This window comes from Mesorhizobium sp. RIZ17 (genome assembly GCF_051127865.1).
Taxonomy (GTDB): Bacteria; Pseudomonadota; Alphaproteobacteria; order Rhizobiales; family Rhizobiaceae; genus Mesorhizobium; species Mesorhizobium humile.
Window position 1 is genome coordinate 3,853,146 of the sequence record NZ_CP147861.1, and the last position, 16,347, is coordinate 3,869,492.

The 16,347-nt window shown below is 61.7% G+C and carries 12 protein-coding genes; 4 read left to right on the forward strand and 8 right to left on the reverse strand.

The features are described 5' to 3' along the window. The first annotated feature begins 64 nt into the window (after positions 1-64). Positions 65-757, forward strand: coding sequence for a helix-turn-helix transcriptional regulator (locus tag WDX12_RS18405; RefSeq protein WP_434721504.1), 693 nt, complete (start codon positions 65-67; stop codon positions 755-757). Positions 758-802: 45 nt separating this feature from the next. Here the strand turns inward: WDX12_RS18405 and WDX12_RS18410 are convergent, their stop codons facing one another. The 7 genes from WDX12_RS18410 to WDX12_RS18440 all read right to left on the reverse strand — a co-directional run bounded on the left by WDX12_RS18410 (position 803) and on the right by WDX12_RS18440 (position 11,434). Then, the gene (locus WDX12_RS18410) at positions 803-2,416 is read right to left on the reverse strand and encodes a hypothetical protein (RefSeq protein ID WP_320294494.1); all 1,614 of its coding nucleotides are present in this window, start codon (positions 2,414-2,416) and stop codon (positions 803-805) included. Positions 2,417-2,420: 4 nt separating this feature from the next. Then, positions 2,421-3,764 carry a lipopolysaccharide biosynthesis protein gene (locus WDX12_RS18415; protein WP_320295016.1) on the reverse strand — a complete coding sequence of 448 codons (1,344 nt, stop codon included), beginning with the start codon at positions 3,762-3,764 and terminating at the stop codon, positions 2,421-2,423. Positions 3,765-3,883: 119 nt separating this feature from the next. Then, positions 3,884-4,678: a hypothetical protein gene (locus WDX12_RS18420; RefSeq protein ID WP_434721505.1), complete on the reverse strand. Its 795-nt coding sequence runs from the start codon at positions 4,676-4,678 to the stop codon at positions 3,884-3,886. Positions 4,679-4,734: 56 nt separating this feature from the next. Further along, positions 4,735-6,966: a GumC family protein gene (locus WDX12_RS18425; protein ID WP_434721506.1), complete on the reverse strand. Its 2,232-nt coding sequence runs from the start codon at positions 6,964-6,966 to the stop codon at positions 4,735-4,737. 1 nt (position 6,967) lies between these two features. Next, entirely contained in the window at positions 6,968-8,965 is a 1,998-nt protein-coding gene (gene asnB, locus WDX12_RS18430; RefSeq protein ID WP_434721507.1) for an asparagine synthase (glutamine-hydrolyzing), read from the reverse strand. A 1-nt stretch (position 8,966) separates the two neighbouring features. Continuing rightward, positions 8,967-10,226, reverse strand: a complete 1,260-nt coding sequence (locus WDX12_RS18435; RefSeq protein WP_434721508.1) for an O-antigen ligase family protein — start codon at positions 10,224-10,226, stop codon at positions 8,967-8,969. Next, positions 10,223-11,434 carry a glycosyltransferase family 4 protein gene (locus WDX12_RS18440; RefSeq protein ID WP_434721509.1) on the reverse strand — a complete coding sequence of 404 codons (1,212 nt, stop codon included), beginning with the start codon at positions 11,432-11,434 and terminating at the stop codon, positions 10,223-10,225. Before WDX12_RS18440 ends, WDX12_RS18435 begins: the two co-directional genes overlap by 4 nt. Positions 11,435-11,862: 428 nt before the next feature. On the opposite strand from WDX12_RS18440, the gene WDX12_RS18445 reads away from it, so the two are divergent. The 3 genes from WDX12_RS18445 to WDX12_RS18455 all read left to right on the forward strand — a co-directional run bounded on the left by WDX12_RS18445 (position 11,863) and on the right by WDX12_RS18455 (position 15,400). Beyond that, a complete protein-coding gene (locus WDX12_RS18445; RefSeq protein ID WP_434721510.1) occupies positions 11,863-13,329 on the forward strand; it encodes a calcium-binding protein in 1,467 nt (488 codons plus the stop codon). A gap of 301 nt (positions 13,330-13,630) precedes the next feature. Next, complete coding sequence (locus tag WDX12_RS18450) at positions 13,631-13,807, forward strand: hypothetical protein (protein ID WP_434721511.1); 177 nt, start codon at positions 13,631-13,633, stop codon at positions 13,805-13,807. A gap of 60 nt (positions 13,808-13,867) precedes the next feature. Beyond that, positions 13,868-15,400, forward strand: coding sequence for a M10 family metallopeptidase C-terminal domain-containing protein (locus WDX12_RS18455; protein WP_434721512.1), 1,533 nt, complete (start codon positions 13,868-13,870; stop codon positions 15,398-15,400). 189 nt (positions 15,401-15,589) lie between these two features. On the opposite strand, the gene WDX12_RS18460 is transcribed toward WDX12_RS18455, so the two are convergent. After that, entirely contained in the window at positions 15,590-16,189 is a 600-nt protein-coding gene (locus WDX12_RS18460; protein WP_320294502.1) for an NADPH-dependent F420 reductase, read from the reverse strand. Between the last annotated feature and the right edge of the window lie 158 nt (positions 16,190-16,347).

A 16,347-nucleotide genomic window follows, 5' to 3' on the forward strand; every position in this document is an offset into this window, starting at 1 on the left:
CAAACAAGCATAAGTAACCGCAAGTAATTGCGGAGACTGTGTGCAGGTAGGGCGGGGTACAAAAATGGCTCTGATTGGAAGGCACACCGACGCGGTTGCCGGCGGACGGTACATCGTGCTGAAAAACGCATATGCGCGGCAATCCCAGACGACGTATCCAACATGCGCCACGGACCGGTCCGAAGAGCCGGCCGGCAGGTCGCAACGTCGGAGTCTGGAGTCCATCACCGGCATGCTCGAGCGCATCGGGTGCGGCTATCTGGTGCTCAACAGCGAGAGGAAGGTGATCGAGTGGAATGCGGCCGCTCGAGCCACGATTGAACGACAGGGCGACGCTGCCGAAACGGCAAGTGCGCTTTCGGCCGGACTGAGACGTCTGGTTGCAAACGTACCGGTACATTTCCTGCCAGGTTCACTCTCATGGGTCGTGATCCGAAACCTTGGCGATAACCCAGTGGTGCTGGATGAAATTGGTGTGGTCGCACATGACGGAACCTGCATCGTCGCATTGCTGGATCGCGAAAACAGGACTGCGGCCAATCCTCAGACGCTGCAGCGCATGTTCGGTTTGACGAGTGCCGAGACGCACCTTGCGTTGCGCTTGGCTCAAGGTGATGCGCCTTTGGAAATCGCACGGAGCTGGCACCTCAGCCGCACGACGATCCGCTCCCAACTTGCATCCTTGTTCGCCAAGACTGAGACGAAGCGGCAGGCGGAACTGGTGGCTCTTCTCGGACGCATTTCGGTCTTGCCGTGAGGGCATGCCATCATCCGACGATCTGCCGGATGATTCACGATGCAATCAAAGCAACTGCCAGATCGCAGCCTTGGCCGAACGGATGACGTCGGCCAACGGCTGCCCGGCGTCGAGGCTCACCACCGCGGCGCCGCCGAAGGTCAGTTGCTGCAAGGCCGGCACCCGCCGTCGAATGACCAGCGGATCCATATCCGGCTCGCGTGACATGATGACTTCGGGAGTGGTCTGCAGCTTGATTACGAGATCTGGCGGCAGACGGCGGGCAAGCGCGTATGCGTTGGCTTCGAAGCGCCGGAGCCAGGCCGGAATCTTGGCCAATCGGGGCAACAGTGGAGCGTCGTTGAACTCCGCGATCTGATCCTGGGGGAACCTGTCGGTGATAACGACCATTCCACGATCCGCGCCACGACGCGCGGCCAGTAGTTTATTACGCTTTTCGACCGCGACGATGCTTGCCCAGACCGCAAGCAGGGCACTGTAGAAAGGCCCCGGTGGGCGATCCGAGATGCCGCCGTGCGAACTGCCCGCGGGCTTAGTCCCAAGCGCCCAGGAGGCCATCGGCACTAGCAATTTGAATGGCAGCAGCAGCAGCGATGGCCTGCCGCCGCCGGTGCCGAAATATATTGGGAGTACATCGACTTCCGCCCCGAGCCATTGACGGATTGCCGTCGTCACCGTTGTTTTTCCGCTGCCGTCGATGCCAACCAATGCTACCACGATGCCACCGCCAGGTGCACGGCGGCTCCAGGGTCGTGGAATGTGCACGAACCGCTTGTTCAGACCGCCGGCGATCCACAGGATTGCGCGCCCGATACCGCGCACAAGGGCGTCGACACTGTTGTAGGTTCGGTACGCCGCCAGTTCCTTGCGGATCCGGGCTTGAAGACGATGCTGGGCCGCAAAGGGCTGCGCCGCGAACAGTGCCTCGGCAATCGCTTCCGCGACGTCCTCTTTCACTAGTCTTGCTGCCTGGTCGCGGAGACTGCGGCGATCGACCTGCGGCGCCAAGTGCAACCGATCAAGTTCGAACTTTTCCTGCGCACTTTGCCAGTTGCGAAGCACGATCGGATCTCGCCGCCGCAATTCGAGGCTGCCCCGCACCAGCAGGAGCAATGCTTCGCTCGTCGGATCCAGCATCCTGATGGGCAATGTCGGGTGTGGGATCGCCGAGGCCAGGATGAGCTGTTCCCAGGGAAGCTGATAGTTTCTCAGCAGGGGCTGGCCGACGACGAGGCGAAAGTGAAGATGGAGATGGACGATACGGCCGCTAGGATCGTCATAGCCAAGAAAACTCTGAACTGCAGGATGGCCATGGCAATTTGCGGATTCGAAACGCTTGAAGCCGCAGGCAAGCATGGCTTGGGTGGCGCGATGCTGATCGGAGCGCGCAACAAGCAGATCGAAGTCGGATTCGCCCGACAGGACAGCCTGAAGGCGCCGGCTGCTCTTCCAGTAGCAGCATTCCACGTCGCTTTGCCGCAAGGCGTTGAGCACCACGAGCAAGATGTTCAGAATCCGCGGCTCCACAGCCGGTACGGCACCGGCATTTTCCATCTGGCCGCCTTGGGCTGCCGATGGAGATTCGGGCTCCAGTCGCGGAACGCGGGTAGCCTGATGACCAATAGACATCATTGCGTCGAACTCCACGGTTGGAGACATGCCGCTATCCCCAGCGAGCTCTGAATTGCCCCACCCTGAGGGCCGAGGTGGCAAAGATCAGACCGGGGACGATGTTCAGTCGTTTGCGGATATAGATTGCCATTCCGAGGTTCCACACGACCAGTGCGAGCGTGAAGCCTACCGCCGCTCCAATCGAGCCGTCGAGCGCAATGCCGACGGCACAAGCGGCGACATTGGCCACTGCGCCGCTGACCATCGTCGCGGCGGCGGCCCATTCATGCCCGGTCATTGTGAGAAGGTTCAACTGAGGTCCGCAGAAGGCGCTGCAAAGGTAACCCATGATCAGGATGCGTGCTATGGGCGCCCCTGCGGCGAAATCCTCCCCGAACCAGCCCAGGAGAGGTTCGATGACCACAAACAATGGCACGGCCAACGCAAGCGCTCCGCTGAAGCTCAAGACCGCGGCTCTGGAAAACAACCGCTGCAGGCTCTGATGATCCTTGCGGGCATGAAGATCCGCTGCGGTTGGCGAAAACATCGTGCTGACCGCCACGCTTGAAAGGCCGACCAGCAGCGCAACGTTCAGCGCCAGGGCAAAAATGCCGGCATCATGTACCCGGCCGGTCCAACCCAGAAGCATAACACCCGTCCGGCTTACGAAGGCATCAAGCCCGGTGATCAGCATGGTTGGAGGGATTGCAGACCGCCACCGGCGCCAGGTAAAGCTCGCCTGCGCGGTCAGCAGGTCCGCCGGCCGCATCTTTATTGCTGTAACGAGCACAAGCAATACGGTAACGGCCGAGCTGGTGACGACCGCCGTCATCGCGAGCCGGGCATCCAAAGTCACCCAACCTGAAAATGCCGCGCCGGCCAACAAGGCCAAGAGCAGCCCGTCGCGCGCCACGCGCTCAGGCAAAAGCGCCGATACCACGCCTCCAAAGGCGCGAACCAGCGTGGCACCCAGCGCATAGGCCGTCATCAGCGGCACGGCCGCCATGGCAAGCAGCATCGCTGTCTGAAGTTCCCCGTGAAGCCGCCTCGAGAAGACGACAAGGCCGGCTCCGGTCAGTCCTGCCAGTACGGCCGCCGTGAGCGACCACCACAGCGCGACGATGATGACTCCGCGTGCGAGGTCCGAACGCCCGGCTGCCCTGTACTCCGGCACGAAGCGCAACAGCGACAGGTTGAAGCCGAGCGTCGATAGGGTGGCGAGCACCATGCTCCAGGCCAGTGCATATGAGTAGATGCCGTAGCTCGTCGCGCCGACCATGCGCGCGATTCCAAGCTGTGCAATGCTGGTAAGCCCAGCGCCGCTGACATAGACCAGAAGGGCGAAGATGCTGGCAAGCATCAGACGCTGGCCGACATCGTGGCGCCGGGGAGACATCGCGGCCAAGGCCGTAGCCTTGGCCGCGGCAGAGATCGGCGGGACGTCGGCTACCGCACTGGCCGCACGGCGTCCGAGCTGACGCCTTTTCGAACCTGTGCCTATGTCCGGCGGGCTGGTCACAACACTGCCTTTCCTGTCGACTGGGTTCCGCCTTGCCACTGGTTGGCGGGATGAAGTCCGGTCCGCGACAACTGCGCCAGAATTTCCTCTTCCACCAAGCGAAGGTCGATTGCAGTCGACTCTTGGTCGACTGCGTGAACCGAAAGGATGCTTTGGTCCCCGCGCTGGACAACATTGCCAATTTTGTCGAAGACGTCGAAAGCGTTCATGTTGCCAGCGACATCGACCTCAAAAAGCCGCTCCGCCGCCGGTTCGAGCCTCATTCTCGCCTGCAGCCGCGCTTCCACGATATCGCGCGGTACGACCAGTCGAATCACGAGGTCGGCCGGGGGGGCAAAAAAAAGCGCTTGCGCGATCATCCGGTCGTCCGTGGTGTCGTTAAACATAGCCAAGGACCCGATTGCCTGGACGAAGCCTTGATCGAATATCGTTACGTCTGTCGATTCTTGCGACTGCTTCCAGCAGAGTGACAGGCGAACAATATATTGCCACATTCGAACCCGCCAGATAATTTGCTTAGGCGGAATAATTCTTATCAATTTATTGCTCAATCTAACTCCGTTGTTTTCATATGCAGACGGTAGAAATGCTGCACATAGCGCGAAAATAGCTGAGGAAATTCTAGTAATTACCGAGATCACCCCAAAACGATCCCAGCTATCGCCTTTATTACGGGGTTGATAACAAAGAATAACCCTGGCTGCCCAACCTCGATCGCGCAGGCGGCCGGCGAGGCTATGTGCAAGGGTTGATTTGCCGGACCCTGGCGGTCCGAAAAATTCGATGATCATGCCAATTCAATCCGCAGATCGAGGTGTCGTGGCCTGGCCCTATTGCAATTGTTCCTTCATTCCCGATCAGGTTCGGTTGCGCCAGCGGCCGGCAACAAAAGACCGGCGCTGTCTCCGAACCGGTAGCCGGCGTGCTGCTTGAGATTCACCTGCGTCAGAACGCTGACGAGGGATGCGGGCAAATTCCAGGGGAGGTCCTCGACGCCGATGAACTCGACGACGCTGCGCGCTATGTCCCGCGGCGTCTTGCCCCAACGCACCGCCAGAAGCACCGCGTCCGCCCAACTGCTCAGCAATCTCGCTTCCGGCCTCGCCAGCCCGGATGGGCCGTTCAGGACCACGAGAGTGTATTTCTCACGCAAGCTGTCCATGACCTTTGCCCCGTCCACCGTTGATACGAGGTGGAGCAGGTCGTTCGAAATCGGCGGCGCAGGCATGAAGTCGATATGGATTTCCGCCATGTCTTCCACCGTTTCGGGCAAAGAGCGGTTGCCGACAAGGAAGCTGGCCACGGAACTGCCGTTTCTGGACGTGCTGAATTCGGTCCGAAACGCGCGCGTGATGTGCTTTTCCTGCTGATCGAAGTCTACGAAAAGCACCCGTTCGCCAAGCCGGGTCGCGGTCAGTGCGAGGCTCCATGCAAGCACAGTCTTGTCCTCGTCCTCGTCACTCGGAAGTATCAGAATGACGCCGGGCCGGCGCAGCCTTGCTTTGGCCAGGGAAATCAGCAGCGAACCGACCGCTCGTGTGTAAGGAGCCCGGTGCTGCCCCAGCAGCAGGCTGCAAAGCTGCCTCGCGCCTGGCCGGGCGACCTTTGGAAGAAGACCTGCGCATGGGATCTCCAGCGCAGCCTCGGCTTCAGCTTCGCTGCGCAGGGTTCTGTCGAAGTACCGCCATGCGAGTGCGAAAACGGCGGTGGCGAGGCCGAAAACGATCATCCCCGGCGGAACCAGAAAGACCGGCGACAGCGTCACCGGGCGCATCGGCGGCCGCGCCTCGGATAGGACGGCGACGTCCGGCCGGGGGAATTTGATGCGCTGTTGCAGATCCTGCTGGCGGGCCAACAATTCATTGTAGCGCTGAGAGATGACGTCGACCTTCAATTCGAGCGCGTGCAAGCCTGAAAGGTGGCCTGCGACGTCGGCCGCCGCGGCTTTGAGAGCGTCGCTCTGTTCCTGCAGCGACGCTATCTGGCCCAGGTAGACCTGCCGCTCGGCATCCAACCGGGCGATCTGCCCGTCGATCTCGTTTGTCGAGGGAGTGCCGGTAGCGGCCGTGCCCGTGGCAGGGTCAATGGTCGCAGGCGCCCCGGTTGCCTCGGCCGAATCCTGAGCCTGCACGCCGCTTGTGCGCAGGCCGCGAGCCCGTTGGAGCCGCGTCTCGACCTCGGCCAGGCTTGCCTTGACCAAGGACATCTGCCGTCCAAGACCAGCGATCTCGCGACCGCCGTCGTCGAGGCTTCCTCGGTCGGAAGCGCCGTTGGTGAGCCGATATGTTTGCAACTGCTCGGTGGCTCGCCCCAGTTCGTCCTGCATTTCAGGCAAGCGGGAGGCGATCAAGGCGAGTTCGTGCTGATCGGAGGCGCGGTTCTGCAGTGCAATCATCCCGATGTAGACGCCGGCCACCGCGTTGACGACCTGCGCGGCCCGCACCGGGTCGCGGTCGGTGAAAGCGATGCCGATGATCCGGGAGCGGAGCTCCTGGCCGACTCTCAGGCCGTCCTTCAGCGCCTTGAGCGCCGCCGCGTCCGCTGTTTCCGAGGTTGCGGCCGCATCCTGTCGGCCACCGGACCAGGCCCAGGACAAGAGACTGCTCGCCGACGCCTGCGTCTTCTGCGCCATGAAGTGAATGATACCGCGCATGGAATTCGGCTCGATTGCGGCCGGGACCGGGCGCGTGCGAGGGTGATCGGCATCCGCCGCGCGCAGAGCCATCAGCACATTCCTCAAATGCGCTTCCGATGAAAGCACAGTCAGGTGGCCATCGACGGTCGCAGCCAGCATATCCTGTGGCGCGCTCGCGGCGGGACCAGGGCTGCCGGGCAGGTCCACGATCATTTGTGTGCTCGCCTCATAGAGGGGAGGGCGCATCATCCCGACAAATCCGGCCAGGACGCCGCCTAGAATGGCCATGCCGAGGATGGGCCATTTCTGCCTCCAAACGGTCACCAGCACCTGCTGCAAGGGCGTCGGATCGTTCATCTTTTCGAGGGCCAGCCGCCGTGGCCTGGCGTCGTGCGTCGGCGCCGCCGCCGGCTTCGGCCTTAGAAGTTGAACTTGGTTGACCATCTCAATCACCCTGCAGCGCGTATTCTTGAGACCGGCTTGCGTCGGATGCGATCGACCGGGCCGCCTGGCTACGCCACGCCTCGAACATCAAGACTGGCCACAGATCGCGGGCGCGGTCCTGCTTGCCGTCGAGATGATCCCGCCAGCAGGCGTCCACTTTGGCAAAGTCGAGTAGCCCGGCGCCGGACAGACGCGCGTCGGCAATCAAGTCCGAGGCCCACATGCGAAGGGGTCCTCTCAGCCAGGCGCCAACCGGAACGTCGAAGCCCTGCTTCGGCCGATCAATCATCTGCCGCGGCAAATAGCGGCCCAGCAGGTGGCGAAGGATCCACTTGCCCTTGCCGTTCCGAACCTTGGTGCCAGCCGGCAGGCGCCACGCAAATTCAACGACGCGATGGTCAAGGATCGGACACCGACCCTCGAGGCCGTTGGCCATGCTGGCGCGGTCGAGCTTGACCAAAATATCGCCGGGCAAATAGCCGGCCATGTCGTCAAGCAGGAGACGAGACAACAGGTCATCGGGCCGCGGCAAGCCGGAGCTCGGCATGGTTAGCCGACGACGGGCCAGGGTCCCGGTCGAAGGGCTCGTCAGCCGTTGCAGCAGGTCATCCTCGCTCGCTGCTTCGAGCAGACTTGTGAGGCGATGCAAGCGATCGCTTCGCAGCGCATGCCGCAAGCCCGTCGGCAGCGGCAGGCGCCCGACCAGATCGTGGAGCGAAGCCCGGGCAAGCAGACCCGTACCTGCGGCTATCGCTCGGCGAAGCGGTGACGGGAAGTGCTGCTGGCGCGTCAGGCGGCTCACCAGGAAATGCCTGGAGTAGCCGGCGAAGCACTCGTCGCCGCCGTCACCCGACAGAGCCACCGTAACGTGCCGGCGGGCGAGGCGCGACACGAGCAGCGACGGAATCTGCGATTCATCGCCGAACGGCTCGTCCCAGATCCGCGGCAGTTCCGGTATGACCTCCCGCGCCACGGCGGCGGACAGGTGAAGCTCGGTGTGATCCGTGCCCAGGAAGTTCGCCACGGTCGCGGCATGCGGAGCTTCGTCGAACCCTCCTTCGTCGAAAGCGATGGTGAAAGTTCGCACCGGCTTCATGGATTGCGCCTGCATGAGGGCGACGACAGTCGAGCTGTCTATGCCGCCCGACAGGAAGGCGCCAAGCGGCACATCCGCAATCATTCGTTCGCGCACTGCGAGGCGAAGCAGGCGGTCCAGCTCGGTTGTGAGGTCCTCGTCGCTGCCGATGGCCGGCTCCCGCTGCCCTGCACATGCAATTTCGGCGAGCGACCACCAGTGCCGAACGCGTTGGGCAAGGGCACCGACGCTGCGCGCATTGGCAAGATCCGCCAAATTCACCGACATGGTCGAACCAGGCGGCAGCTTGAACGCCGCTCGCCAGATACAATAGCCGTCCGGCACCCATCCTTTCGACAGCATCATCGTCGCCGCGTCTTCATCCAGCTCCGCGCGGAAGCCGGGGAAACAGGTGATCGCCTTCAGTTCCGAGGCAAAGACTAGCGCTTCGTGTGTCAGGCCGACATAGAGCGGCTTCTTGCCCATCCGGTCGCGGACGAGGTGCAGCGTCCGGGTTTGCATATCCCACAGCCCGAACGCGAACATGCCGGCAAAACGTCGAACGGCTGCGTCGAGACCCCACTTCTCGATCGCGCACAGCATGACTTCGGTATCGCCGGTGCCACGGAAGGACCCGCCCGCCGCTTCAAGCTCACGGCGCAGATCGCAGAAGTTGTATATCTCGCCATTGAAGGTGATGACATACCGGCCGCTTGCCGAACGCATTGGTTGGCCACCCGTCTCCGACAGATCGACGATCGCCAGTCGCCGGTGGCCCAGCGCAACGCCTGCCTGGCGGTCGATCCAGAATCCTTCCCCGTCCGGTCCGCGCTGGCGAAGGGCCGTCGTCATCGGCCCGATCGCCCTGAGCGGCTTCGTATCGAGGGCATGGGGAGCAAGAAGAATTCCGGCAATCCCGCACATCCTAGTATTCCTTGGAACGAACGGTCGCCGGAACCGCCTGATTGGTTCTGGCGACAAGGGACATGGTCAGCGCAAACCACACAATCGGGTGGCGGATGATCAGGTGCGGAGAGCCGAAAATGACGATCGACGCAATAAGCACCAGCAGGGCGTCTGCCCTCGCGCGCCACGCCGAGAGCGCAGCCGAGCTGACGATCCAGGCGAGGGCGAGGACAGCGACCAGCCCACCTTGCAGGTAGAGATCGATAACGGTGCTGTGGGCTTCGAAGGGGCGTGGCAGAAATTGCTTGTCGACGATAGGCGGACGTTCGAGATGCGGTCCCGGGCCTAGACCCAATGATCCCGCTGTCGCTCCCTTCTCCAATGCCTCGCCCCAAAGAAAAAGACGAAGCGCGGCGGTCTCTTCGGTCGCTTCTCCACCCTTGTCCTTGGTGAGGCTCTTGGCATAATTTGCCGCGTGGCCGGCCTCAGCGAGGGCGTAGGGGCTCAGCGACATCGCCAGCGGAAGGGAGCCTATCAGCAGCACGAGCATAACCTGTCGGAACAGGCTTTTGTCGGCGCGCCCGGTCGCAAGCCATGTCCTGGTCCACAGCGCAACAAACATCAGACCGGTCGCGATGCTTGTGTAGAGATAGGTGTCGCTTTTCGTCAGCCGGCCGACATAGAAGGTAATGACTAGGCAGCTTGTTCCAAGCAGCCGGCCCCACCGACTGCGAGTGGTGGTCGTAAGGTGCAGGGCCAGCGGGCCGAAGAGCGCGCAATAGATTGCGAGCTGGTTCGGGTTCTCGGACCAGCCGCGGAACCGATCCCAATACCAGGGATCGACGCCGGATTGATGTATCCAACCCCAACCGACGCCTACCTGAATGACGAAGCACATGTTCGCGATGCCGATCACCCACCACGCGCTCCGGCGCAATCGGACATCGGCATCGGGCTCCGCGGCCACCAGACAGGTGACGCAGATCAGCAGCGCATAAGCCACCGTGTCGTGCAGCAGCGGATCCACGTAGAGGACAGTTGTCATGAAGCCGACGATGGTGCCCAATCCCAGGGCAAAAGTCAGGACCAGCCAGAAGGCTGCAAGCTTGGCCAGGGCTGGCGTTGCTTCCAGGCGGCCGCCTGCAAGTACCCTCAAGAGCGACAGCACGATCCAAAGCGTGAGGAACAGTTCGCCATATCCAAACGGCAATCTCGGGACGTCGAGCTGCGTCGCATATGCCATTGCGACGCCGCAGGCCAGGAGCGCGTCGCGGATCATTGCGGCGCCTCGCTGAGCTGGCGGTTTCCTGGATCCCTTGCCGTCGCCTGGCCCGGCAAGCCTGTCTGGATCGCGCCAGAAAGGATGCGCCGGTAAAGGTCGCAATACTGATCGACGACACCCGAAAGCGCGAACCGCTCTCGCACAAATCCGACCGACCGGTCGCCCATGGTCTTGGCGCGGGCGCGATCTGACAGGAGATCGATTATTCTGGATGCAAAGCCGTTCACGTCGCGCGGCGCAACGAGATAGCCGTTCCACCCATCTTCGACCACGTCATTGCAGCCGGGCATCCTCGAGGCGACGATTGGCAATCCGGCCAGTCCGGCTTCCAGCAGGACACGCGGGATACCCTCCCGATATTGCGTAGGGAACGCAAAAAGGTCGGCCATGCCAAGCAGGGCGGGAATATCCGTTCTCGGTCCAAGGGCGAGTACATGGGGAGCGTATCTGTCGATGTCGGCTTTGGCGACGGCAAATGGACCTTCGGACATGCGCGGGCCGACAAGAATGAAACGCGCGTTGGGCCTTTCTTTAAGAATGCGGGGAACTGCTTCAAGCAGGGTCGGAATCCCCTTTTGGCGGGTCAGCCGGCCGACGAACATCACGACCTCGGCGAAGTGCAGCCCAAGCTGCTCGCGCATCGTCGCCGCGGAAGGCCCGCAACGACGCACTGTCGCGAATGCCTCCACGTCGATACCTGAACCAGCTATCAACCGCGCCGCGCTCTTGCCGATCAACCGCCAGCGTTCGAAGAAAGCCTGGTCATCCCGGTTCTGGAAGACAGTCACGGCTGTCCAGAAAGAAGCAAGCCACTGCAGACTACAGAAGACTGGACGCAGGGCGAGCGCCCGTGGCTCCAGTGAGGAGAAAGTCCAGCCAAGGCCGTTGATCGTGCGCACAACGGGCACTTGGCCTCGTACTGCCAGCGGCGTCAGCAAGTTGGGCTTGGTGTCGAAGCTTTGCACGATGTCCGGCCGGAGTTCAGACATCAGTCCGCGGATCGAGCGCAGTGTGCTCAATTCCGCACCGCTGCTGGCAAATCGATCGAACCTGATGTGACGATGAGGAATTCCGTGGCGCGAAAATGCGGTTCCGTCGTCGCTCGATAGCGCGGTGAGCCTGAAGCCCTGTTCGCGCAGCGATAGAAGGAACGGAATACGCAGAGGGTGATCCTCGCCTCCCACGCAAACCAGATGGGGGTTCATCTTGCCCCTCCCGAGAGCGCAAGGCATCTCGGGCGCACGACGTGGCAGGCGTTTGGATTTGCTCTCATTGCCGGTTCGCGATGCTTCCGCCCGAATGTCACCCAGCTCACGCTAAGGGCAGGCTTGCCTCCTGTCCTCGTCCGTTTAAATGAAGCAGGGAGCCTTGCTCCGATGCGGCGATACGCTGTGACAGTTTTGGTGGGTAAGAACCGAAAAGGGGCGCGGCATGGCCCTCCCGACTCCTGGGCGCGTGCGGCCCCGGCAGCCAGGCCGCTCGACGGAGAAATGAACGGAGGCGCGACGTCTCGTCGCGCCGGCATCGTTATCAACAACTCTGACCGAAAGCGCATCTATTTTTACTTGTAGCTAATTTAGGCGTCGGTTACGCAGCCGTCGGGGGCTTCTCGAATCAGACAAAGGGAAGTCGCATGACACTCCACTACACGTCCGGATCTGGCGGGCTGGGTACGACTATTGCCGCCGACGGATTCAATCTGGTCGATGTTCAAAGCGTTGATCAGCTCAACGCGCTTCCGGCCGGATCGAAGGGGCTGGTCTGGCTCGACGAGTACAGTGGGACGACGTCCTCCTTCATCCAGAAAGTCACGCCCTTCATCGGCAATCCGAATCTTTTCGGATTCTTCCTCGTCGACGAGCCGGATCCGACCGGCAAGTGGGGCACCTACGCAACCGCGTCGAATTTGATGGCGGAATCCGACTGGATCCATTCAAACGTGCCGGGCGCGAAGACCTTCATCACCATGATGAACATGGGATCGTCGGCGAATCCGGACTTTTCCAACACCTATAATCCGGCGAACTCGCACATCGATTACTACGGGCTGGATCCCTATCCGGTACGCACCGGCGTGACCTCGATCGACTACAACATGATCGACAGGACCGTGGCCGCGGCCGAAGCGTCGGGCATACCGGCCAGCCAGATCGTGCCGGTGTATCAGGCGTTTGGCGGTGGCACCTATACCACCGACAGCGGTGGCCAGTATGTGATGCCTACTCCGGCCCAAGAGCAAACGATGATGGATCACTGGGCCGCGCTGGTTCCCTCACCTGCCTTCGATTACGCGTATGCCTGGGGATCGCAGCAGGGCGACACGGGGCTCGGAAGCGATTCGGCGCTGCAAGCCGTGTTCCTCCAGCACAATACGCAGACCACCACCACTTCGACAACAACTCCGCCTCCGACCACGACATCGCCTTCGACCACGACACCACCCCCAACCACAGGCGGCACGTTCTACGGCACCCCCGGCGCGGACGTGCTTCAGGGAACAACCGGCGCCGACACGCTGATCGGCGGTGCTGGCAACGATACCTACTATGTCAACAACAGCGGTGACCAGGTGATCGAGGCGATCGGTGGTGGAACCGACAAGGTCCTTGCCTCGGTGAGCTATGCCCTTTTTCCGGGTTCGGAGATCGAACTCCTGGCTACCACGAATCCCTCCGGAACCGCGGCAATCAACCTGACCGGCAACGAATTCGCCCAGACGATCCAGGGCAATGCGGGGGCCAACATCATCAACGGCGGCGGCGGCGCTGACGTCCTGACCGGAAATGGCGGCAAGGACGTCTTCGTATTCAATTCGGCTCTTAAAGCCGGCAATGTCGCCACGATAACCGACTTCAACGTCAGCCAGGACAAGATCCAACTCGACCACAGCGTTTTCGCGGGGCTTCAGACGGGTGCCTTGCCAGCCGGTGCCTTCCACATTGGGAGGGGCGCCCATGACAGCACGGACCACATCATCTACAACAGCTCAACCGGAGCACTATCGTTCGACGTAGATGGCACCGGAAGCGCTCATCAGGTCCAGTTCGCCACTCTTGCGCCCCACCTCTCGCTCACGGCGTCATCGTTCGTTGTTGTGTGAGCCTTCGGCCAGCGCCTTACCTCAGGGCGGGGATGCGATCACGGCATGCTCGCGGCATCGTGGCCCAGCCATTGCCGGCAAATCACATTTGCCGGCAACCGGCAGACAGGCCGCGAGCATAGCCGGCCGACGTGAGCGGGTTTTACGTCACGGCAGGTAATCCGCGACGTCCCAGCTTGGAGCGCAATACCGAAACGCCTGGCCAGTCGGCTCCGTCGAGCATTCAAACGCGACACATCGTCGACAGTTACTCGTTTCGATGTCGCAGTTGATCAAGGTTAATACTCGTATAAGTCGTAGAATGATCGCAGCCGAAATCGATCTATCGCTACAGAGTGCTGAATATGCCTGGACGATAGACGCCATGAAAGCTGCCGTTTTACGGCATGACGACACCGCCATTGGAATTCCGACCTTTGGAAGCGGAGCCATTGGCCGATCAATTATTCTGAACGAGAGACATCCGTATTTGATTTGAGGCCAATATGGCATTCGAGTAGGTGGGCGTCCCGGGGGTCCGAACTATGAAGGAAATCGGATGACTCTCCACTACACATCAGGATCCGGTGGACTGGGCGCTCCCATCGCCGCTGCCGGATTCAATCTTGTCGACGTTCAATCTGTCGACCAGCTCAACGCGCTGCCGGCCGGCCAGAAGGGCCTGGTCTGGCTCAACGAGGTGAATGGCGCCACATCATCGTTTACCCAGAAGGTGGCCCCCTTCATCGGCAATCCGAACCTGTACGGCTTCTTCCTTGCCGACGAGCCGGATCCCACCGGCAAGTGGGGCACCTACGCATCCGCTGCCAATTTGAAGGCGGAGTCGGATTGGATTCATGCCAACGTGCCTGGCGCCAAGACCTTCATCACAATGATGAACATGGGGTCCTCCACGAACCCGGATTTTTCCAACACCTACAATCCCGCCAACACGCATATCGACTATTACGGCGTGGATCCCTATCCGGTGCGCACGGGTACGAGCACGATCGACTACAACATGATCGACAGGGCCGCGAACGCGGCGGTGGCATCGGGCGTCCCGGCCAGCCAGATCGTTCCGGTCTATCAGGCGTTTGGAGGCGGCTCCTGGACGACCGACACGGGCGGCCAATATGTGATGCCCACTGCGGCCCAAGAGCAGACCATGATGGACCACTGGGCCAAGCTGGCGCCGTCGCCTGCCTTCGACTATGCCTATGCCTGGGGTTCGCAACAGGGCGACACGTCGCTTGGAAACGACAAGGCTCTGCAGTCCGTCTTCCTGCAGCACAATACCTCCTCGACCACGCCGCCTACGTCGTCGAGCGCCGGTACTTCATCCACACCCGCCGGCACCGGTACATCCACATCCTCCGGTACCGGTACCTCGTCCGCGTCATCGAGCACTGGCACTTCATCTGCGCCTGCAGGCGCAACCACCAGCCATACGATCTACGGCACCCCTGGCGATAACGTCCTTCACGGAACGACGGGCGCAGACACGATGGTCGGCGGTGCCGGAAACGACACCTACTATGTCAATAATGCCGGCGACAGGGTGCTCGAGGCGATCCACGGCGGCACGGACACTGTGCTCGCCTCGGTCAGCCACGCGCTTTTGTTTGGTTCGGAAATCGAGCACCTGGCTACCACGAACCGCTCAGGCACGACGGCAATCAACCTCAGCGGCAACTCGTCGGCCCAGACTATCGACGGCAATGCCGGGCCAAACGTCATCAATGGCCGCGGCGGTCATGACGTGTTGACCGGGAACGGGGGCAAGGATGTCTTCGTTTTCAACTCGGCTCTGAAGGCCGACAACATCGCCAAGGTAACCGACTTCAACGTTGGCCAGGACAAGATCCAACTGGACCACAGCGTGTTGGCGGGCCTTCACGCCGGCGCCCTCCCGATGCAGGATTTGCACATCGGCGCGAGCGCGCACGCCGGTACCGACCACATCATCTACAACAGTTCGACCGGAGCCCTTTCCTTCGACAGCGACGGCAGCGGTGCGGCCCATCAGGTCCAGTTCGCTACCCTTGCTCCGCATCTCTCGCTCACGGCATCTTCGTTCGTTGTTGTCTGAACCCTTGCGGGCGTCCGGCCTTGGGGCTTCGGCGTCGGCTCAATATTTTAGCTGGGTCAAAAACAATTGAGCGGGAATGATGGGAGCATCACGCAGCGGATAGCAGGGGTCAGCCGGGCGAATCCTAGGCCATCGCCAGCATTCGATAGATGCTGAGCGACCCGTGGATTCGCCCTTGCGCCAGATCGGTCACTGCTCCTTCTTGAACAAATCCTGGAAGATGAGCTGGCCCCAAACGCGGCCGCGTGCGTGCACCAGCGCGCCGCCCTCGTTGAGCTTTCCCAGCTTGACGGGTGCGAACCCGAGTTGCTTGGCCAAGGCCGCCACGGGAGCGACCGCGTCCTCGTCGTCGCTCGACAGGAAGACGACCCGGTGGCCGCCCTCGACGACCGGATCGGCAGCCAGGGTGGCCGCAATCAGGTGATTGAAACCTTTCACGAACCTGGCGCCGGCGAAGGCCTTCGCGACGAAGGCGGAGGACGGGAGACCGTCCAGCTCCTCAGGGGGAACCAACGCGTTCGTCGCGTCGATGACCGTCTTGCCTTTCCAGTTCGGCAGGGCCTTCGCGACCTCGCGGTGCTCCCCGAACGGGACCGCCAGGAAGATTGTGTCAGCCTCGAGTGCTTCCCGCAGCGACATGGCGACGACCGTGGGTCCAATCGCCTCGGCCTGCGGCGCCAACGCCTCGGGTGGCCGTCTGCTCGCGACGGCCACGTTGATGTTTTTGCGGGCGAAGGCGTGGGCGAGGGCCTGGCCTATCTTGCCGAATCCTACAATCGCGTAGCTCATAATGTTTCTCCGATCCGTGTTGATGTTGATTCCCCGGCCTTCAATGGCGCTGGGTTATCCGTTCCGCTGTGTGGGGCGATCTTTGCGCAGACGTCCCGTCACGAACGACTTCCGCGCAGCCGGGCCGGGCGTTCGGCGCGGAAGTCTTTTCGCCATGG